Source organism: Mesorhizobium liriopis (assembly GCF_024053505.1).
Classification (GTDB): Bacteria; Pseudomonadota; Alphaproteobacteria; order Rhizobiales; family Rhizobiaceae; genus Mesorhizobium_B; species Mesorhizobium_B liriopis.
The window spans coordinates 415,108-435,654 of the sequence record NZ_JAMXQS010000005.1; the positions used below are offsets into that span (position 1 = coordinate 415,108).

Annotated in this window: 19 protein-coding genes; 16 read left to right on the top strand and 3 right to left on the bottom strand. The window is 60.4% G+C overall.

The window, feature by feature from the left end; translation table 11 throughout:
* Positions 1-2 precede the first annotated feature (2 nt).
* From NGM99_RS11965 to NGM99_RS11990, 6 genes are all read left to right on the top strand, one after another.
* The gene (locus NGM99_RS11965; RefSeq protein WP_252819145.1) at positions 3-854 is read left to right on the top strand and encodes an ABC transporter permease; all 852 of its coding nucleotides are present in this window, start codon (positions 3-5) and stop codon (positions 852-854) included.
* Entirely contained in the window at positions 851-1,642 is a 792-nt protein-coding gene (locus tag NGM99_RS11970; protein ID WP_252819147.1) for an ABC transporter permease, read from the top strand. The genes NGM99_RS11965 and NGM99_RS11970 overlap by 4 nt, the downstream gene beginning before the upstream one ends.
* A gap of 47 nt (positions 1,643-1,689) precedes the next feature.
* A complete protein-coding gene (locus NGM99_RS11975; RefSeq protein ID WP_252819149.1) occupies positions 1,690-2,793 on the top strand; it encodes an ABC transporter ATP-binding protein in 1,104 nt (367 codons plus the stop codon).
* Positions 2,750-3,877, top strand: coding sequence for an ABC transporter substrate-binding protein (locus NGM99_RS11980; RefSeq protein WP_252819152.1), 1,128 nt, complete (start codon positions 2,750-2,752; stop codon positions 3,875-3,877). Before NGM99_RS11975 ends, NGM99_RS11980 begins: the two co-directional genes overlap by 44 nt.
* Positions 3,878-4,005: 128 nt before the next feature.
* Positions 4,006-5,139, top strand: a complete 1,134-nt coding sequence (locus NGM99_RS11985) for an alpha-hydroxy acid oxidase (protein ID WP_252819154.1) — start codon at positions 4,006-4,008, stop codon at positions 5,137-5,139.
* Positions 5,136-6,584: an FAD-binding oxidoreductase gene (locus tag NGM99_RS11990; protein ID WP_252819156.1), complete on the top strand. Its 1,449-nt coding sequence runs from the start codon at positions 5,136-5,138 to the stop codon at positions 6,582-6,584. The genes NGM99_RS11985 and NGM99_RS11990 overlap by 4 nt, the downstream gene beginning before the upstream one ends.
* A gap of 329 nt (positions 6,585-6,913) precedes the next feature.
* On the opposite strand, the gene NGM99_RS11995 is transcribed toward NGM99_RS11990, so the two are convergent.
* The gene (locus NGM99_RS11995) at positions 6,914-7,771 is read right to left on the bottom strand and encodes a MurR/RpiR family transcriptional regulator (RefSeq protein ID WP_252819157.1); all 858 of its coding nucleotides are present in this window, start codon (positions 7,769-7,771) and stop codon (positions 6,914-6,916) included.
* Between the two features lie 158 nt (positions 7,772-7,929).
* On the opposite strand from NGM99_RS11995, the gene NGM99_RS12000 reads away from it, so the two are divergent.
* The 5 genes from NGM99_RS12000 (at position 7,930) to NGM99_RS12020 (ending at position 13,938) form a co-directional block, all read left to right on the top strand.
* Positions 7,930-8,874, top strand: a complete 945-nt coding sequence (locus NGM99_RS12000; protein WP_252819158.1) for an ABC transporter substrate-binding protein — start codon at positions 7,930-7,932, stop codon at positions 8,872-8,874.
* Positions 8,875-8,997: 123 nt separating this feature from the next.
* Positions 8,998-9,885 carry a class II fructose-bisphosphate aldolase gene (locus tag NGM99_RS12005; protein ID WP_252819160.1) on the top strand — a complete coding sequence of 296 codons (888 nt, stop codon included), beginning with the start codon at positions 8,998-9,000 and terminating at the stop codon, positions 9,883-9,885.
* Positions 9,886-9,896: 11 nt separating this feature from the next.
* Positions 9,897-11,408 carry an FGGY-family carbohydrate kinase gene (locus NGM99_RS12010; RefSeq protein ID WP_252819163.1) on the top strand — a complete coding sequence of 504 codons (1,512 nt, stop codon included), beginning with the start codon at positions 9,897-9,899 and terminating at the stop codon, positions 11,406-11,408.
* On the top strand, positions 11,405-12,934 hold the full coding sequence (locus NGM99_RS12015; protein WP_252819165.1) for a sugar ABC transporter ATP-binding protein: 1,530 nt from the start codon (positions 11,405-11,407) through the stop codon (positions 12,932-12,934). The genes NGM99_RS12010 and NGM99_RS12015 overlap by 4 nt, the downstream gene beginning before the upstream one ends.
* 14 nt (positions 12,935-12,948) lie before the next feature.
* Positions 12,949-13,938, top strand: coding sequence for an ABC transporter permease subunit (locus NGM99_RS12020; protein ID WP_252819229.1), 990 nt, complete (start codon positions 12,949-12,951; stop codon positions 13,936-13,938).
* A gap of 225 nt (positions 13,939-14,163) precedes the next feature.
* Here NGM99_RS12020 and NGM99_RS12025 read toward each other — a convergent pair whose 3' ends face one another.
* On the bottom strand, positions 14,164-14,367 hold the full coding sequence (locus NGM99_RS12025; protein ID WP_252819167.1) for a helix-turn-helix domain-containing protein: 204 nt from the start codon (positions 14,365-14,367) through the stop codon (positions 14,164-14,166).
* Between the two features lie 178 nt (positions 14,368-14,545).
* On the opposite strand from NGM99_RS12025, the gene NGM99_RS12030 reads away from it, so the two are divergent.
* The 5 genes from NGM99_RS12030 (at position 14,546) to NGM99_RS12050 (ending at position 20,222) form a co-directional block, all read left to right on the top strand.
* Positions 14,546-15,670, top strand: a complete 1,125-nt coding sequence (locus NGM99_RS12030) for a PDDEXK family nuclease (RefSeq protein WP_252819168.1) — start codon at positions 14,546-14,548, stop codon at positions 15,668-15,670.
* A 294-nt stretch (positions 15,671-15,964) separates the two neighbouring features.
* Positions 15,965-17,395, top strand: a complete 1,431-nt coding sequence (locus NGM99_RS12035) for a site-specific DNA-methyltransferase (protein WP_252819171.1) — start codon at positions 15,965-15,967, stop codon at positions 17,393-17,395.
* Positions 17,388-17,861 (top strand): DUF5681 domain-containing protein, encoded by a 474-nt coding sequence (locus NGM99_RS12040; protein WP_252819173.1) that lies wholly within the window; start codon positions 17,388-17,390, stop codon positions 17,859-17,861. Before NGM99_RS12035 ends, NGM99_RS12040 begins: the two co-directional genes overlap by 8 nt.
* Positions 17,858-19,399, top strand: coding sequence for a phage terminase large subunit (gene terL, locus NGM99_RS12045; protein WP_252819175.1), 1,542 nt, complete (start codon positions 17,858-17,860; stop codon positions 19,397-19,399). Before NGM99_RS12040 ends, terL begins: the two co-directional genes overlap by 4 nt.
* Positions 19,400-19,601: 202 nt before the next feature.
* On the top strand, positions 19,602-20,222 hold the full coding sequence (locus NGM99_RS12050) for a hypothetical protein (RefSeq protein ID WP_252819177.1): 621 nt from the start codon (positions 19,602-19,604) through the stop codon (positions 20,220-20,222).
* An 81-nt stretch (positions 20,223-20,303) separates the two neighbouring features.
* On the opposite strand, the gene NGM99_RS12055 is transcribed toward NGM99_RS12050, so the two are convergent.
* On the bottom strand, positions 20,304-20,547 hold a 244-nt coding region (locus tag NGM99_RS12055), incomplete at its 5' end, for an aldehyde dehydrogenase family protein (RefSeq protein ID WP_252819178.1).

A 20,547-nucleotide genomic window follows, 5' to 3' on the forward strand; every position in this document is an offset into this window, starting at 1 on the left:
GAATGTCAGAAACAAAGCCTTACCTCGACCGTTGGGCCGGTCTTGCCCTGTTGCTGCCGATGGCAGCCTTGCTTGCGATATTCTTCGTCTATCCGCTGGCTAGGACGGTATGGCAGAGCTTCTACGAGTACGGATTCACCCTTCGGGCCTATGAGACGCTGCTGAGCAGCACCCTTTTTTGGAAGGTTCTCAAGACTACCTTCGCAATCAGCTTTACGGCGACGATCGTAGCCCTACTCGCGGGCTACCCGGTCGCCCTTCACCTGTCACGCCTGCCCCCTCAGCGGCGCATGCCCTACCTCGTCATGGTCATGCTTCCATTCTGGACCAGCATCCTGGTCAAGAGTTTCGCGTTGATCGTGCTGCTCGGCTACGACGGCATCGTCAACAACGCGCTCAGCTTCGTCTTCGGCTCGCCGATCCACATTCCGATGGTGTTCAATCGTGTCGGCGCGATCCTGGGCATGGTCAACTACCTGTTGCCCTTCATGATCTTGTCGATCCTGAGCAGCCTCCTGACACAGGACGTAAACCTGGGGCGCGCAGCCGAGGTCATGGGCGCGTCGCGCTTTACCATCTTCCGTCGCATCACGCTCCCTCTGAGCATGCCTGGCGTGCTCGCAGGCGTCCTGATCAGCTTCACCCTGTCGATCGGGATGTACATCACTCCCGCGCTGCTCGGCGGTCGTCAGGACATGATGATGGCGAACCTCATCGACTTCTACACGCGCCAGACGCTCGACTGGCCGCTTGCCTCGGCGATCGCCGTCGTGCTGCTGCTCGTGTCGGGAGTCCTTGTCGCTATGTTGGGCCAAGTCCGTGGTGCCGGTGGCATGAAGGAGATGGCGCGATGAGCTTTCCAAGACGATCGAACCTCGTGGTGCCGGCCGCCGCCTGGATCACCTATCTCTTCCTGCTCGTGCCATCGCTGATAGTCATTCCGATCTCCTTCGGTGGCTCCGGTGAGATGACGTTCCCCCCGCAGGTCTGGACGCTCGATCTGTATCGCCAATTCTTTGCTGACGCCGCCTGGTGGGGATCGCTGATCCAGAGCCTGCGGATCGCCGTCTTTGTCACGCTGGTTACCACCGTTCTTGGCGTGCCCGCAGCCTATGCCCTCCAGCGCACGAACTTGCCCGGCGGCAAGGTATTGGGCGGGTTGGCAATGGGGCCGCTCTTGGTGCCCGTCGTCGTTTTGGCCTTGGGGCTTTATCTCCAGCTCGGTCCGATCGGGTTGGCCGACAAGACCTGGACCGTGGTGCTCGCCCATTCGATGCTGGCACTGCCTTTCGTGATGGTGTCGGTCGGAGCGGCGCTCCGGCATCTCGACCCGTCCTACGAGCAGGTCGCCCTGATAATGGGTGCCGGAAAGACGCGCATCTTCTTCAAGGTAGTGCTGCCGCAGCTCCGTTCGGGAATCGCGGCCGGCGCGCTCTTCGCCTTTCTCATCTCCCTCGACGAGGTGATCGTCGCCTACTTCATCACGGGCACCGCGACTCAGACGCTTCCGGTGAAGATGTACAGCGCGCTCCGCTGGGAGGTTTCCCCGGTGATCGCGGCCGTGTCGACGATCCTGACCGTCGTATCCTTGGCGTTCGCGATCGGCCTGATGTGGCTCGAGCGCAAGGATCGCCACGATTAAGCGCGGCCTCCATCGCCGCGCATGTCCAGAACGAAGAAGTCATCCGCATGCAGCCAATAGCCAGAGACATGATCCGCGTTACCGCGCTGACCCGGACCTACGGTTCATTCAACGCGCTGGACGCCGTCGATCTATCCGTCGCCCAGGGAGAGTTCGTCACGCTCCTTGGGCCCTCCGGGTCGGGCAAGTCCACCTTGCTCAACCTGATTTCCGGCATGATCGAGCCGACATCCGGCAAGATCGAGATCGATGGACGTGACGCCACCAACCAGCCGACGAACCAGCGAGGGCTCGGCATGGTCTTTCAGAACTATGCCCTGATGCCGCATATGACGGTCTTCGAGAACGTTGCCTTCCCGCTTCAAGTCCGCAAGGTTCCGAAGAGCGAGATCGAGACGCGTGTCCGCGACGTTCTTCGGCTCATCCAGCTCGAACATGTTGCAGATCGTAAGCCAAAGCAGCTCTCCGGCGGTCAGCAGCAGCGCATCTCGCTCGCACGATGCATCGTCTACCGCCCATCGATCATCTTGATGGACGAGCCGCTCGGGGCGCTCGACAAGAAGCTGCGCGAGGACATGCAGCTCGAGATCAAGCGCCTGCATGCCGAACTCGGCATCACCATGATCTACGTGACCCACGATCAGGAGGAGGCGCTCGCCATGTCCGATCGCATCGTCCTGATGCGCAAGGGCCGCATCGAGCAGCAGGGAAGGCCGGAAGAGCTTTATTTCCGACCCGACACCCTTTTCACGGCTGACTTCCTCGGCAGTTCCAACCTGCTCATGGGCACGATCGACGTCTCGGCACGGACCCTGCAGACCGCATACGGAAACCTTCCGCTACCAGCGACGCGCCCGGGCGAGCCTAAGTCCGGCGACGGAGTTCTCATGATCCGTCCGGAATCCGTCCGGCTCTTCAGCGAAACCGCTCCAGAAACCTGGTCAGGTCTGCAAGCCACAGTCCGCGACAGCATCGTGCTCGGGAGCTTCGTGCGCCATTTCCTGGAATTGCCTGGCGGCAAGCGCGTGATCGTGCAGGAGCCGAGCGGCGCATCACTTTCGCGCCCCGAGCGCGGCTCGACCGTCCGTGTCGCATGGGGTCCCCAAGATGCCCGGCTCCTGCGGACCGACCCCGATTTTCAAAACCTCTAACGGAACACAAAGGGAGACTCGCATGAACGATCAGTTTCGCATGAACCGACGCAACTTCACGCTGAGCCTGGGCGCAGGCGTCGCCGCACTTTCAATGCCTGCGGTCGTTACCGGGCGGGCGCAGGCTGCCGATACCACCATCACGGTCACGTCGTGGGGCGGAAGCTACCACCAGATGGTCCAGAAAATCTTCGTGGAACCCTTCACCGCCGAGACCAACATCGCCGTGCAGCTTGTCGACAATGGCGACATGGCCAAGGTGAAGGCGCAGGTCCTGAGCAACTCGGTGCAGTGGGACGTCATCGACGCGCCCGCGGGCTTCGCAACATCGGGCTCCAAAGAAAACCTTTGGGAAGAACTGGATCCTTCGCTGTCCGGCATGAACGGACTGCTGCAAGAGCCGAATTCCCACTACATGCCGATCTACCTCTACAGCGGTGGCGTGCTGTGGCATGCCGAGCGCAACCCGGACGGCGAGCATCCCGCGGACTTCGCGGGCTTCTTCGACGTGGAGAAGTTCCCGGGGCGACGCTGCATGCGTTCGTTGGCGCAGGAGACGCTTGAAATGGCGCTCATTGCCGACGGCGTCGCACCGAAGGACCTGTACCCGCTGGACGTTGAACGTGCCTTCGCCAAGCTCGACCAACTGAAGCCGCATGTCTCGAAGTTCGCGTCCTCGACGCCCGAGCAGTCGAGCTCGGTCGCCCAGAATGAGGCCGACTTCTCCTACAGCTACTACAACCGGGTGAAGGCGCTGCAGGACAGCGGCACGCCTCTCCAGTTCTCCTTCGAGCAGACCAACAACGCGCTCGACTTCTTCGCCATTCCCAGGGGTTCGAAGAACAAGGAAGCGGCGATGAAGTTCATCGAGTTCTGCCTGCGGCCGGAGCAACAGAAGGCATGGGCCTTGGCTGGCTTCTACATGCCGAACCATGCTGAAACGCTGAATGCCCTGCGCCAAAGCCCCGAGGGCTCGTTCCTGCCCGACCTTGAGAATGGCAAGAACGCCATCATCGATCCGGCGTGGTGGGGCGACAACCTCACCGAGGTGCAGCGCCGTTACGCCGAATGGATGATCTCCTGACTTGCTGTTGCTGAGGGGGGCTGACGCGCCTGCGTAGTATCCAGCGGCAGCATCGTCACCTGCTTGCGCGGCTTGAACCGCGCAAGCGATCTTCCCCCTGGAAACGCCAACGAGGCTGTTAGGCGGCGATGGATTTTCTCGATTTCGAAGAAGCACGTCAGCGCGCCAGACGGCGACTGCCAAGAGGCGTCTTCGAGTACATCGACCGTGGAACGGAGGCGGAAACGGCAATCGCGGAGAACCGCCGCGCGCTGGATTCGGCAAGGGTCGTGCCACGCGTGTTGCAGGGCGAGTGCAAAAGAGACTTTTCGGTTCGCCTGTTCGGAAGGGAAGTCCATACGCCCATCCTTGTCGCACCAACCGCGTTTGCGGGGCTTGTCCGATATCGTGGAGATGTGGCGCTTGCCAAGGCTGCTGCCGCGGCTGGCTCCATCTTCTGCGCGGCCACCGAAAGCGTGGTTTCCCTTGAAGACATTGTCCGTGAGGCTTCGGGGAATACCTGGTTTCAACTCTATCTGTGGGAGCGTCGCGAGGATTGGGAAGACTTGCTCGACCGCGCGGAGGCGTTGGGCATTGATGTCCTCGTGTTGACCGTCGACACGCCCGTCTTTCCCAAGAAGGTCTTCAACGTCCGAAACGGTTTCGGCCTGCCCATGCGATTTGGCCCGAGAAACGTCATGGATGTGATGAGCCGACCTGTTTGGGCTGCCGACGTTCTCGGTCGTTCGCTACGAACAGGGGAGCTGCCGCAATTTGCGAACTACCCGGCGTCCGGGCGCTCATCGATACTTGGCCGCCACCAGCAGACCGTCCGTCACCAGCCAGGTCTCTCATGGGAGCATGTGCGGCAAGTCCGAAGCCGCTGGAAAGGCAAGCTCCTGCTCAAGGGAATCCTGTCGCCTGAGGATGCCCGGATGGCAAAGGACCATGGGGCAGAGGGTATTGTGGTCTCGAGCCATGGAATGCGCAACTTCGATGCGACGGTTGCGCCCATCGATCAGCTGCCACTTGTTCGCGATGCGGTTGGAGACGGGTTGACGATCCTGGCTGACAGCGGCGTCCAAAGGGGCAGTGACGTAATGAAGCTGCTTCGTGCAGGCGCCGATGCCGTGATGCTTGGCCGGGCCATGCTCTATGCCCTGGCTGCCGGTGGCCAAGCCGGCGCCGAGAGGATGTTTTCAATTTTGGATCAAGAAATGAGAGCAGCCGCGATGTTCGCTGGCTGGTCTGGAACAAGCAGGGCCTGGAGCCAGAGCAGATGAACGCTTCCTTCGACTTCCTTTCGCAATTAGCCACGATCGTAGGCGAACGTCACGTGCTGACTGCATCCGACCGTATCGCTGGCTACCTGATCGATGTCCGCAAGGCCTACGAAGGCCAGGCGTTGTGCATCGTCGAACCAGCAGACACGTTGGAGGTCAGCGCGGTCGTCGCCCTTTGCTCAGACCACGATGTGGCAATCACGCCGATCGGAGGCAATACGGGACTTGTCGGCGGAGGAGCCGTGCGGAGCAAGAAGGTCGCGGATGGAAACGAGCGGCCAGGAATCGGACTTTCACTCCGCCGGCTTGACCGCATCCGGGAGATCTCAGCGCTCGACGGCACCATCACCGTCGAAGCAGGCTGCGTCCTCCAAAAGATCCAGGAGGCAGCGGCGGAAGCCGACCTGTATTTCCCACTGAGTCTCAGCGCTGAGGGGAGTTGCCAGATCGGTGGCAACATTGCCACGAATGCGGGAGGAACGGCCGCAGTCCGCTATGGCGTCACGCGCCAACTGGTGCTCGGTCTGGAAGTCGTCCTTCCCTCAGGCAAGGTCATCCATGGATTGAAGCGGTTGCGCAAGGACAATGCCGGATACGACCTGAAACAGCTCTTCATCGGTTCCGAGGGAACGCTCGGAATCATCACGGCCGCTGTCATGCGCGTCATGCCCGCGCCCAAAGCAACCGCGACGGCCATGGTCGCCCTCGACAGTATTCCGGCCGCGCTCGAGGTTCTGCGCCGCATGCACGCCGCCTTCGGCGAGCGCGTGACCTCGGCGGAGATTACGGAGCGCGCCTACATGGACCTTGTGCTCAAGCAATTGAAGGCCGCGCGCCCTGCGTTCCCCGAGACGCCAACGTGGTCGCTCTTGCTGGAGGTTTCGGACAGCCGAGACGGAGCCGAGCTGAAGGAGCCGTTGGAGGAAACCCTGGCGTCTGCGCTCGAGGACGGGATCGCGAGCGACGTCCTCATTGCACAAAACGAAGCCCAAGCCGAATCCTTCTGGTACCTCCGCCATGGAGTTTCCGAAGCAATTCGTCATGCCGGGCCGAACATGTCGCATGATAGCTCGGTGCCGCTCGAACGACAGGGTGACTACGTCTTGCGAACGCGCGAACGCATTCTGGAACGCTTTCCGGAAGCGACACCGCTCTACGTAGGGCACCTTGGCGATGGCAACATGCATCTCGTGGTCATGTTCTCGCCGGACCGTTTCATTGACCGTGCAGCTTATTCGGCGGTCTCAAGCGAGCTCGACACGATCATAGACGACGTCGTGGTTGAACTGGACGGCAGCATCACCGCGGAACACGGCATTGGCCTGAGCTACCGGTCGCGTCTTGCCCGAACCAAGGCACCTGCCGAGATCGAGCTGATGCAGGGTATAAAGGCGGTGTTCGATCCAAGAAACATAATGAATCCCGGAAAGCTGCTGCCCGCCTAATGAGGCGGGCGACGCCCGCCTGTCCAAATACGCGCGGGCTTCCTACGTCACGGCAAATTTATAGTTGGCGGAATGCATCCTGGACGCTGGAAGCACTGCTCAGTGCGTCTCTCTGGACTGATGATACCATTGTAGGATGTCAGCAGGTGGATAAAGCCGGATCGTTCAAAGAATAGTACATGAGGTGTCGAAAGTTGAAGGTCTGCATTCGCACTTCTAGAGTCGATACCGGAAATTCTGCTTGCGGCCCCGAAGCTGAAATTCTGTGCAATGTGTACTGCTACACATGGGCAGATTTCGCGTTGCGCGGTACCCGATTGAGTTTGACCTCAAGTCCGAGCTTCGCCGAATGCATCGTCAATCTTCATGGAGTATGCCATTAATTCTGGTTGCTTCGAGACGAGGCATTGGAACAGGACTTCTGAAAGGCCCATCGCAACTACTCGGTCCAGAACTTCTGCGCTGCCCGGCAGGCTTGACCCTGTTGGAAGAAGGATAGCTAAGTCGGCACGCTTTGCTAGCGCGGAGCTCGGCGACCCTGTGACTGAAACTAACCGTGCTCCGTTATCTCTTGCGGTTTGAGCGGCCCACAAGGTTGATTTTGTCTCTCCCGAGTAGGAGACAGCCACTGCCACATCGTCCGGCTTCATCAGCGAAGAGAGCGTGACTTGGGTGTGATGCTCTTCAGCAAAGCTGATCGGAAGGCCCAACCGTACAAGACGCATATAAATAGCGTTACAAACAGCGGCGGACTCTCCCGCCCCGAAAAGGCAGATGTTGCGCGTATCGGCCAGCCAACTGGTGAGCGTCGCAATCTCATCCCGCTCAGCTAGAATACGACCCATGGCTTGGGCTCGCGCTGCAATGGCCTGCATGATGCGATCTGCTATATCTCCCGGCTTTTCTTCGCCGCCTTCGGTTGATTTCCCGCCGTCGTGCCCGCGGCCCGCTTCCATGAGCAGCGCTTTGCGCATTTCCTTGAGGCCCGGATAGCCGAGCTTGCGAGACAGTCGGTCGATGCTGGATCGGCTGGCACCCGACCTCTCTGACAAATCCGACGAGGTCATCACACCTAGCTCGAAGGGCGAGATGGCAAGCAGATGCTCGACGACCCGCTTTTCGGCTGGAAATAGACTGACCGCGACGGTGCGCTCCTCGAAAGTCAGGGTTTCACTGGAAAATTGCATTGGGCTCCTGCGGAAGGCTCGCGGAACAAAATGTTCCATCAAAATCCAAGATTTCACTATTGCGGGACGTTTCGTGTCATACTAGGGTGTCTGTGCTGACCCAATTTGAGCGTAACACGCTGCTTCGGGAAGAGAGTAGCTCTTAGAGGAGGATCACCATGAGACGTTTTGCGTCAAGAGTAGTTTGCGCGTCCCTTATCTGCGCTGCCCTCGGACTGTCGTCCGCAGCGCAGGCGAAGGACCTCAAGCAGGTTGGAGTCACCGTCGTCGATCTGGGCAATCCATTCTTTGGCGCCATTGCCAAGAGCATCGAGGCTCAGGTCAAAGCCGTGGCACCTGATGCGAAGACGCTGGTCGTGTCCGGAGACTATGATCTGGGCAAGCAGTCCAATCAGTTCGACAACTTCGTTCAAGCCGGCGTCGACATGATCATTGTCTCGGCCGTGGATTCGAAGGCCATCGGCGCTGCCATCAAGCGGGCCGAAGCCGCCGGCATTCCTGTGGTTGCCGTCGACAACACCGCCGATGGCGCACAGGCTACGATCACGACAGACAATGTGACCGCGGGCAAGCAGGCATGCGAGTACATCGCGACCAAACTCGGTGGCAAAGGCAATGTCCTGATCGTCAACGGTCCGCCGGTGTCAGGTGTTATCGACCGCGTGAAGGGCTGTAAGGATGTACTGGGAGCGAGCCCAAATATCAAAATCCTGTCGGATAATCAGAATGGTGTCGGCACGCGCGAGGGCGGCCTCAATGTCACCACTGCGCTATTGACTGCAAATGACGACGTGAATGCTATCTTCACGATCAACGATCCGTCCGCGATCGGTGCGGATCTGGCGGCCAAGCAGGTTGGGCGCACTGGCATCGTGATCACCACCGTGGATGGTTCGCCCGATATCGAAGCGTCGCTCAAGGGAAACACGCAGATCGAAGCATCCTCGGCGCAGTTGCCATCCGCGTTGGCCGAAGCCGCGGTCAAAGCCGGTGTGTCGCTGATGAATGGTGAGACGCTTTCTGAGCCTTCGATCCTCGTCGCCCCGGAACTCATCACGCGAGAGAATGTCGGCACCTACAAAGGTTGGAACAGCGGCAGCTGAGGTTCGTCTCAGCCACATCCTCCCAAGCCGCATGTTGGCGTGCCGGGAGTTCCTCTCGGCACGTCTCATCCAATTTTATTTCGCAACTGGGGCAAAGTTGCCCCAAAACATCAAGGCTTCCCTATGCCGATCGTATCGCTTGACCGACTTCTTCAGCACGCATCCGACAACAAATATGCAGTCGGTGCCTTCGTTTCGATGAATATCGAGATCATCCAAGCAGCGATCAGGGCGGCGGAAAAGAAGAACTCTCCGGTTGTGATCCGCATCCATCCCGACTCGCGTCAGATCACCAGTTTCGACACGTTGACTGCTGTCGCGAAGCAACTGGCGTCGCGGTCCTCGGTACCAGTGGGACTGAGCCTCGACCACGGCAACACCCTCGCTGACACGGTCGACGCCATTCGGGCTGGCTGTACCAGCGTCATGCTCGATGCCGCAGAGGAGCCGCTTGAGGAAAACATCCGCCGCGTTCGTCAAGTGGTGGAAGTCGCCAAGCCGCTCGGCATTTTGGTGGAGGCCGCTGTCGGGCACATGGAGCACGGTGCAGTACAGGGCGACGATGACCTCGCCAATGTCGAAGAGGCGGTGAAGCTGGTGCGCGAAAGCGGCGCCACCATCCTTGCGCCAGCCATAGGCAATGTCCATGGTTCAGCGCATGGTGAGACCAAGGCTACGTCCAACCTCGCCATTGAGCGGATCCGAGAGCTGCGCGAGGCGACCGGTGTGCCGATCTGCATGCATGGCGGCTCGGGCACGCCGCGCGCACAGATGCGCGCCGCAACGCAGGCCGGCGTCGCACTCGTGATCCTTTTCTCGGACATCATCACCGCCTACAACACCGAGTTGAAGCGTGTGCTCGATAGCAATCGCATCGGCATTGCCATCATCGATGCGCTGGTTCCGGCTCAGCATGCCGCCCAAGCCGTAATCGAGGAAAAGATGGACGATCTCGGCTCTGCCGGCCAAGCATCCGCCTTCAGCGAATGGGCGCGAACCCTGGCGCACTGAAACAACTGGTGATGGCTGAACCGATCCTCGTCGGCATCGACATCGGCACGACCAATCTCAAGGTCGTGGCCGCCCGGCCCGGTGGGCGTGTCGAAGCGGTGGTGCGGCGGACCATGTCGGTCAGCCACCCCATCCCGGGCGCGTCGGAGTTCGATCTCGACGCGCTCGACCACGATCTCGTTTCGGCACTTCGGGAGATGGTGGACGTTATCGGTGCAAAAGGCATCGAGCCGGCCGCGGTCGCCGGCATCGGGGTCGCCAGCATCGGCGAAAGCTTTGTCGGCGTCGACGAGGAGGGGCGGCGCATCACGCCGTGCCCGACCTGGTACGACCGCCGCACGACGAACACGCGAAGCAGTTGGGGCATGAATGCCTCCGACTGGTTCGACATCACCGGCATGGTGGATGACGACATCTACACCGTTCATCGCCTCGCCTGGTGGCGCGCGCAGGATGCTGGGCGGTTCGAACGCGTCCGCAAATGGCTGATGGTGGCCGATTACGCCGTGTTCCGGCTGTCCGGCGCCTTTGCCGCCAGCCCTTCTCTCGCAGCGCGCAGCGGCATGGCCGACCGCAACGACGGCAAATGGTCCGCTGCGATCTTGGAGCTTGCAGATATCGAGGTTGGAGCTCTGCCCGACCTTGTCCCCTCGGCGAGCATAGCGGGGACGCTGACCACGGAAATCGCACGACAAACGGGACTTCGCGTTGGCACGCCAGTCGTCAATGCAGGTCATGACCACCCTTGCGCCGGCTTCGGCTGCGGCTTGGTGCAACCTGGGCGGATGATGGATTCGGTGGGAACCTCGGAAGCACTCAAGACCGTCGCCGCGCGGCCGTTCAGCTATGGGGACGTCGGGGGCGGGCGTTATGATTGCTATCCGCACGTGGTTTCCGACCGCTTTTTGCTGTCCGGCCATATTCCATCCTCCGGCGGAATGATCGACTGGCTGTTGCGCCAGCTTTCCGGACCGGCCCCAAGCGCGGAAACTGCTGCGCTGCTGTGGCAGGCGGCCGAAGCTGCGGTGCCCGGCAGCGTTGGTGTCCGGATCGCTCCGTTTCTGTCGGGCACGGGCGCACCCTGGAATGACCGCGCTCGACGTGCGGACATTGCCGGCATCGACGCACAAACCGTACCCGGCGATGTGCTGCGCGCCGGCGTCGAAGCCCTGGGAGGCTGGCTCGCAATCAACCTGGCGCAGTTCGAAAGCATCACCGGTGCAAAAGCTGCGGATCTCATTCTGACTGGTGGGGGCGCCACCCGAAACCCGCTGATGAATGCCATCAAAGGCGCCATGATCGAACGCGACTTCGTCTTGCCGGATGTGACGGAAGCGGCGGGGTTGGGTGCGGGATTGGTGGCGGGCGTGGCCGTTGGCCTGTTCCGCGATGGCGATGACGCCGCGAGCCTGCCCGACATCGAATGGCAGAGCGTGCGGTTCGACCCCGGCCTCGCAGAAGCTTATCGCACGGTCCGCCCCGCTGTCATCGCGCATCTTGAAGGCGAAGCACTTCGGACATGAGCACGTTGCCGCCTCCCATTCTAGAAATGCGGAACATCTCGAAGACCTTCGGTCCGATCCGTGCGCTACGCGACGTCAAGTTGACGGTGTGGCCGGGCGAGGTTCATGCGTTGATGGGCGAGAACGGCGCCGGCAAGTCGACGCTCATGAAAATTCTGTCGGGCGCGCAAAAGGCCGATCCCGGGGGTCGCCTGACGATGAACGGCAAGGAGGTCTCGATCACCAGTCCGGCCGATGCGCGGAGATTGGGCGTCGCGGTCATCTATCAGGAACTGTCGCTGGCACCCAACCTGACGGTCGCCGAAAATGTCGGTCTCGGTCGCGAGGCGCGAAGTGGCGGGTTCATCGACCGCAAAACTATGCGCGCCGACTGCGCAAGCATCCTGAAGCGCCTGGGCGCACCGTTCGGGCCCGATGCCATCGTCGCAGAACTTTCCATCGCGCAGCGCCAACTCGTCGAGATCGCCCGCGCGCTCTCGCTGGATGCGCGTATTCTCGTCATGGACGAGCCGACCACCGCACTTTCCTCGCGCGAAACAGACAAGCTCTTCGCACTTGTGCGCCAGCTGCAGTCCGAAGGACTTGCGATCATCTACATCTCGCACCGCATGAGCGAGGTCTACGAGCTGGCCGACCGCTGCTCCGTCCTGCGCGACGGATCCTATATCGGAACCCTTGCCAAGGCGGATATTTCGTCGCGGACGCTCGTGAAGATGATGGTCGGGCGCGATCTGTCGGATTTCTACAAGAAGGAGCATCAGGAGCACTCGGAAGCCATCCGGCCGGTGCTAGACGTCGAGCGTTTGACGGACGGGAAAGGTATCGGTCCATGCTCGTTCGCTCTTTATCCCGGTGAGGTTGTCGGGCTCGCGGGACTGGTCGGGGCAGGCCGCACCGAGCTTGCCCGACTGATCTATGGAGCCGACAGGTCTGCATCCGGTTCGATCACGCTGAATGGCGACCGCATTGCAATTCGCGAGCCTGCCGAGGCGATCCGCGCCGGCCTCGTCTACCTGACGGAAGACCGCAAGGCGCAGGGCCTCTTTCTCGACATGAGCATCGATGACAACGTCAACATCTCAGTGATGGGACGTGATTCAGGCCCACTGGGAATGCGCCGTTTCTCCAAGGCACGCGAAAGGGTGACGCGCGCCATCGGCTCGCTGCGTATCCGGGCCTATTCGCCCAAGCTCGCGGTTGGAGGCCTTTCGGGCGGCAACCAGCAGAAGGTCCTGCTCGCGCGCCTTCTGGAGGTCGCGCCCAAAGTTTTGATCCTCGATGAGCCGACGCGCGGCGTCGATATCGGCGCCAAATCCGACATCTACAAGCTGATCGACCGCTTGGCCGCGGATGGCGCAGCCGTGCTGATGATCTCAAGCGAGTTGCCGGAGGTGGTCGGTCTTGCTGACCGCGTGCTCGTCATGCGCGACGGCAATATCGTCGGATCCCTCAAAGGCGAACAGATTTCTCAAGAAGCGATCATTGAGATCGCCACCGGCGACAGTCAGGGCCAGGAAGCGCAATGATGACCCAGAACGGTATGGTCCGCCAAACTGCGACGCAGAACCAATCGTCGTCGCCAGTCAAACACACCCGCTCACTTGTGCGGGCGCTCGGGATGCTGCCTGTTCTGGTGGTGCTGTGCATCGCCTTCTCGTTGCTGAGCGACCGCTTCCTTGCCGTCAACAACCTCGTCATCGTGATGCAGCAGGCCTCAATCAATCTCGTGCTGGCCTGCGGAATGACCTTCGTGATCCTCACCGCCGGCATCGACCTTTCCATCGGCTCCATCCTGGCCGCAGCCGCGATGGCCGCGCTTATCGTGTCGCTCGATCCCACATTCTCGATGCTCGCGATTCCTTCAGCACTTCTGGTCGGACTGGGATTCGGGCTGGTGAACGGCTTGCTGATCTCGGCCATCCGCCTGCCGCCCTTTATCGTCACGCTCGGTGCATTGACGGCCATTCGCGGTGTCGCCCGGCTCATGGGCAAGGATACGACCGTCTTCAACACCGATCTGCCTTATGCCGTGATCGGCAATGGCAGCCTGCTCGGCGTGCCCTGGCTCGTGATCATAGCGCTCGCTGTCGTCGTTTTGTCCTGGGTGCTGCTGCGCCGCACGGTTCTGGGCGTGCACATCTATGCGATCGGCGGAAACCCGGACGCGGCGCGCCTGACCGGCATCAGGGTCGGGCGCGTCCTTGTTTTCGTTTACGCAGTTTCGGGTCTCTTGGCCGGCCTCGGCGGCGCGATGGCTTCGGCGCGCCTTTATGCTGCCAATGGCCTCCAACTCGGACAGGCTTACGAGCTCGACGCCATTGCGGCCGTCATCCTCGGTGGCACGAGCTTCGTGGGCGGCATCGGATCCGTCTGGGGTACGCTGGTCGGCGCACTGATCATCGCGGTTCTGACCAACGGTCTGATCCTCACCGGCGTGCCTGACGTCTGGCAGTATATCGTGAAAGGCTTGATCATCATCGGAGCCGTTGCTCTGGATCGCTTCCGTCTCGAGAGTGGAGTCAGGACCTAAGGCGTTTTTGAACCCTCGAAATGCTGATGCTCCCCAAATTCTTGTGTCCGCTTTCCATCGATTTTGCCCAAAACCGGACATTCCGCTTCCGGGCCAAGTCCCGCCGCTCCGCTTAACGCTTCGTTCCAATGATTCCGGTTATTCTGAAGCTGTCCCGAAGGCAGACAGTGGCTACGAGCCTCTGGCCTTCCGCCTTGCTTCGGCCGTGGCCTCCCCCTCACCTTTTCAATCCAACAGCTCGCCCACAGTCACACCGAGCGCCTTGGCGATCTTGTCGATGACGGTGATGGTGGGGTTGCGGGCACCGCGCTCGAGGTCGCTGATATAGGTGCGGTGGATTCTGGCCTCGAACGCGAAGGCTTCCTGCGAGAGCTGTCGCTCTTCGCGCAGGCGGCGCAGATTGGTGCCAAGGCGCTCGCGAATGTCCACATGGCTCTGGTCGCCCGACTGTCACTCATCGATCTACAGACGATGAGTGACATTGAACTTGACTTCACCCGCCTGATCCCGCGTCTGACACCCGTCACTCATCAGAGACAAGGGCAGATGCAGAATGCAGACAGGAACTGGAGTTTTCGTGCTCAAAGACGAGCGCACGCTGGTCGCGATGAAGACGGCAAGCTTTGCCACCGAAGCAGACTTCCAGCATCTTCTGGCGTCCTTCCCCGAGCTTCTGGCGGGTGACCAGATCGATGCTGACGTTCCGCGGCGCTTTACCCTGATCTCGCGCGAGCAGCCTGTTGCCTTTGAGGAAGGCGGTGGCACCCGCTGGTCGCTTGATCACTTGTTTCTCGATCAGGACGGCATTCCCACGCTGGTGGAGGTCAAACGCGGCACCGACACCCGCATCCGCCGCGAGGTGGTGGGCCAGATGCTCGACTATGCAGCCAACTCGGTTCTGCACTGGCCGGTGGAAGAGTTGCGCACCCGCTTTCTGTCGCGCTGCGAGCAGGAAGGTCAGGATCCAAGGCTGGTGCTCGAAGACCTCCTTGGCTCCGACAGCGAGAGCGAGAACTTCTGGGACAGGGTGCGCGACAACCTTGAAGCGGGCCGCATAAGGCTTCTGTTTGTTGCCGATCGCATTCCGCCAGAGCTGCGTCGTGTGGTCGAGTTTCTGAACAAGCAGATGCAGCCTGCGGAAGTGCTTGCGATCGAGTTGCGCCAGTATGAGGGTCAGGGTCTCAAGACACTGGTGCCGATCGTGCTTGGCCAGAGCGAGGAAGCAAGCCGCAGAAAGACAGGGTCGACCGGACCAAGACAGAGACGAGGATGGGACGAGGAAGCGATCATGGCAGCCTTGGCTCAACGCGATGATCCCACAATCCTGCCAGCTGCAAAGCGGATAGCAGACTGGATCAGATCGCGTGCTGATCGTGTGGCCTTCAACGACAACCTGCAATGGGGCTCGATGGGTGCAGTGTTTGCCGTGGCAGGCACCGAGCTGACGGCTCTTCGCCTGCACACCGATGCTACCGTGACGGTCTACTTCCAGTACATGATGGCGAGGCCGGTGTTTGACAGCCTTGCCAAGCGACAGGAGCTTCTCGCGCGTCTTAACACCGTGCCGGGCATCCGTTTGCCGCCTGAGGCTGTATCGAAGCGCAAGGGCATCGCATTAGCAGACCTTACAGCTGACAGCACAAGCTTGTTTCTTGAGGTGATGGACTGGTTTGTGGCCGAGCTAAGAACAGTGACCAACACTTTGTCACCTGTACCTCCCTCTAACGCATGAGGTGCAAAATTTTGCATCGGAAAAGGCGTCGCCGCCTTGATCTTTCCGTACGATAACTGCGGGCATGTATTTTTATTCATCATCGGGTCTGCAAAGCGCTTGACAAGCCGCATGCTCTGATACAGAAGGCAGGAACAGGTCCCGGCCTGTTTCTGAAGGCAGCATTTCGCGGCGCAAGCCCTCCGAGCAGCAGCCTCTTCAATCACCTCAACTATGATCCATGGTTGGGGCCTGAGGAGTCATGTTTGCTCGTTAGGTCGCCAGCCATGGTCTTTCCAAGGAAAGACTTGAACGATGTATCTGTCTCTCTCCTCTGAGCACAACTCTACCTCAGAACCGCCCGCCTCTTCCCGCAAGCGCCCTCGCCCCAAACCAGCGGCACTCTCTGCCATCGAGCCAGCCCTTGCCGATCTTGGCCTTGCCATCGAACAGGTGCCGCTCTCGCGCATCAAGGTCTATGAGCGCAACGCCCGCACCCATTCCCAGCGCCAGATCACCCAGCTTGCCGCCAGCATTCGCACCTTTGGCTTTGTATCGCCTATTGTTCTTGATCAGAGCAACACGATCATCGCTGGCCATGGCCGCCTTCAGGCCGCTCAGGAGCTGAATCTTTCTTCTGTTCCCGCAGTCCATGTCACGCACTTGAGCGATGCCATGGTCAGGGCTCTCAGGATTGCTGACAACCGGCTCGCTGAACTGGCAGGCTGGGACGATGATCTCCTGCGACTGGAGCTGGGCGAGCTCAGCACCATCGAGCTCGACTTCTCACTCGATGTCACAGGCTTTTCGACAGGCGAGATTGATGTCCTGCTCGATGGCAAACCAACGCCTCAGGCCGCAGACCCTGCTGATGAGGTGATGGAACCCGAGGCGCTCGCCGTGTCACGGCTGGGCGACCTCTGGCAGTTGGGCGATCATCGTCTGATCTGCGGCTCGTCCCTTGAGCCCGCCGTGTTTGACGCCCTGCTTGAGGGCGAGCCCGTGCGCACCGTCTTCACCGACCCGCCCTATAACGTTGCGGTGTCGGGCCATGTCTGCGGACTGGGCAAGGTCCAGCATCGAGAGTTCGCCATGGCATCTGGCGAGATGACGGTGGATCAGTTCACAAGCTTTCTGTCCACCGTGGTCGCCAACATGGCAGCACACGTGGTCGATGGCGGGCTCCTGTATTGTTGCATGGACTGGCGCCACATCAGCCAATTGCAGGCAGCAGCTGATGCCGCCAGACTTGCGCTTATCAACCTTTGCGTCTGGGCCAAGGACAATGGCGGCATGGGATCGCTCTATCGCTCCCAGCATGAACTCGTCTTTGTCTACAAAAAGGGGATGGCGCCGCACCAGAACTTCGTCGAGCTCGGCCGGCATGGGCGCTATCGCACCAATGTGTGGTCCTATCCTGGCGTCAACACCACCAAAGCTGGCCGCATGGAGGAGCTTGCCATGCATCCCACCGTCAAGCCCGTCGGCCTTGTTGCCGATGCCATCCGCGACTGCACGCGCCGCGGCGAGCTTGTGCTTGATGCCTTCAGTGGCAGCGGCACCACGATCATTGCAGCCGAGCGCTCAGGCCGTCGTGCAGCAGCGATCGAGCTAGATCCGGTCTATGTCGACACCGCCATTCGCCGCTGGGAGAGGCTGACCGGCAAGTCAGCGACGCTTGTCTCGACGGGGAAAAGCTTCGCCGAGATGGCCACCCTTCGCCTTGAGGGGGTCGGTCATGCGTAAGACAGCAATCAAGGATTACGCGGTCGGCTACGGCCGGCCGCCAGAGCATACGCGCTTCAAGCCCGGCCAGTCGGGCAACAGCAGGGGGCGGCCCAAGAAGGATGCGACACTGCGTGGTGCAGTTCTGGAGGAACTCCTGCGCAGGCGAACCGTGCGCATCGACGGCAAAGAACAAAGGCTGACGCAACTCGAGATCATTGCAAAGCAGCTTGTGAAGCAGGGCATGGAAGGTCGGTCGAGCGCACTCAAGGAGCTCATCAAGCTCGAGCCAGCGATCTTCGGCGCCATCCTTGGACAGGCTGCCCCGCAGCCTGGTACAGAAGGCCAGACTGGCGACGATGCGTCGCTGAACGACACCGATCTTGCCATGATGCGCTGGCTTCTCCTGTCGCATGACGTCACGGTAGCCAAGACAGACGGAGAAGAAGGAGATCCGGAGCAGACCAGCGCGGAGGCTGTGTCATGACCCCTCACCTGTCGCTTGTGCTGGACAAGGCTGCGCGTGAAGAACTCTATGTCTTCACAGCACGCGTCTTTGACGCCCTTCATCCCACGGATCGCTTTGTGCCTGCCTGGCATATCGAAGCCATGTGCCACGAGATGATGGAGGTGGTTGCAGGGCGCCAAAGCCGTCTTCTGATCACCGTCCCCCCGCGTCATCTGAAGTCGATCACTGTCTCGGTCGCCTTCACGGCATGGCTTCTGGGCCGCGACCCTGCGCACAGGATCATCGTTGCCAGCTATGGTGACGAGCTTGCTTCCAAGCATGGCTCAGACTGCCGTCTGGTGATGGACACGCCTTGGTATCAGCGCCTCTTCCCACGCACCACGCTGTCCCGTCGCGTTGCAACCGACCTCCAGACCACGCAGAACGGCATGCGCAAGGCCGTATCGCTGGGGGGTGCGGCCACAGGCTTTGGCGCCGACATCATTCTCATTGACGACATGATGAAGGCAGCAGACGCCGCCTCACCCACTGAGCGGCAACGCGTCAGGGACTACTATGACAACACGCTCGTTTCGCGCCTCAACGACAAGCGGCGTGGGGCGATCGTGGCGATCCAGCAGCGCCTGCACGAAGACGATCTTGCCGCCTATCTGATCGAGAAGGGCTTCAAACACCTCAACCTGCCGGCCATCGCTGAGGAAGATGAGGTGATTGCTCTGCGGCATGGACGAACCCATTACCGCGCAAAGAACGAGGCCCTCTTTCCTGAGCGCGAACCACGGGAAACGCTCGAAGTCATCCGCCGCTCAATGGGTGGGGTGGCGTTTGCCGCGCAGTACCAGCAGAACCCTGTGGCACCTGAAGGCAATCGCTTTCGCTGGGAATGGGTCAAGACTTACGATGCTGCCCAGACCCCTGAGCGCTCCGACCTGCCCCTTATCGTGCAAAGCTGGGATACGGCCACGACCACGGAGCCCCATTCGGCGTTCTCGGTCTGCACCACCTGGGGTCTGCCCAAATATGGCTGGAATGCAAGGGAGGGAGCTTGGGACCCTGCCATCAAACCGCAATGGCTCCTGCTTGAGGTCGAGCGTGATCGGCTCGACTACCCCACACTTAAGACCCGTGTGATCAGCAACCAGAAACGGTGGCGGGCCGACAAGGTGCTGATCGAATGCGCATCCTCAGGCTTGACGATCCTGCAGGAGATTGAGCGCATGGGTCGCAGCGGTCCGGTTGCAGAGCAAAGAGGCACATTCGTGCCCATCAAGCCCACGTCCAGCAAGGAAGAGCGGCTCGATGCGCAAACCGTCAGGATCGAGGAAGGCGAAGCGCTCTTTCCCAGCCATGCGTCGTGGATGCCCGCTCTCAAACAGGAACTGCTTGCCTTTCCACGTGGCACCTATGACGACCAAGTCGATTCCCTGTCGCAGTTCCTGCTCTGGATGAGCAGCCAAAGAGCAGACAACCTCACCGTGCGCAAACTCACTGGAAAACCACCGCCCCGGCCACGCTCAATCACAGGCAGACGCTATCCAGGCCAGCCCCGCCGATGAGCAATGGAAGGCCCGCCGGCAGCGCCAGCGCTCGTGTCACTCTAACAGGCAATAATGTCGGTGGGTTCGTCGGCTTAGGACGGCGAACCAAGCACGTTCTCGTCAGCCATCATATACTTCGACTACCAACGCGACACGAGAAGACTTGCTTCGTAGGCTCTCCCTTGCGCAAGGCAAAATCATTACTGCAGAGGCCAAGATCATGAGTGTCAAGACGCCTGCAACATCCGCTCGAAAGACCTTCGAAGTCCGTTACGGGAACTACCTAATAAAAGCTCGCCCTAGTGTGGACGGCGCCGATGGTGCGGTTTTCATGGGTAGCGCTCGACTATGCCTTGTTACAGGTCTCAGCCAAGATGAGGTTATCAGTGAGGCAAAACGCTTCATCGACAACCGTCAGTCCAGCCGCCTTGCTGCCCGCCGTCTGATCCCACACCAACCTCAGTCATTCAATATCGGCACTACTGAGGAGTATGCGGAGTTTCTCGCAAGGCAAAGCTTTCCAGACTTCCAACTTTCCATGCTCAAGGCCCATGTGCGATCACCGAGCAAGTCAACTACCTTTGGTGAACTCGGCATCGCCGCAAGCTGGAAAGGCGACGAGCCCTATGAAGCAGCGAATTTGTGGTATGGGAGACTCGGAAAGCAGGTTGCCGACTATCTGTCGCTGCAGCTTCCCAAGCGCGAAGACGGCTCGACCATTGCCATCTATGCGCTGGGTTATGATGCACCTGACCTCGATCGCAGCTCTGACAACTATCGATACCGCTTAACCATGCATCCGGAACTCGCAGAGGCGTTGAATCAGCTAGGTATGGGTTGATGTTTGCAGCACCAACGACGAGGGCTAGCTTGAGGGTGCCAAAGCGAGATTTTTGTCAAGTACCTAACTCTTGGTGTCACGTCAGAGCCCCAACCCACCGATGCACACATATTTCGTGTCGAGGTAGTCCTCGATGCCCTGGTGCCCGCCCTCGCGGCCGAGACCCGATTCCTTGACGCCGCCGAACGGCGCCTCGACGGTGGTGATCAGCCCTTCATTGATGCCGACCATGCCGTATTTGAGACCCTCCGATACGCGGAAAGCGCGGCCGAGATCGCTCGTGTAGAAGTAGGCCGCCAGACCGAACTCGGTGTCGTTGGCGAGC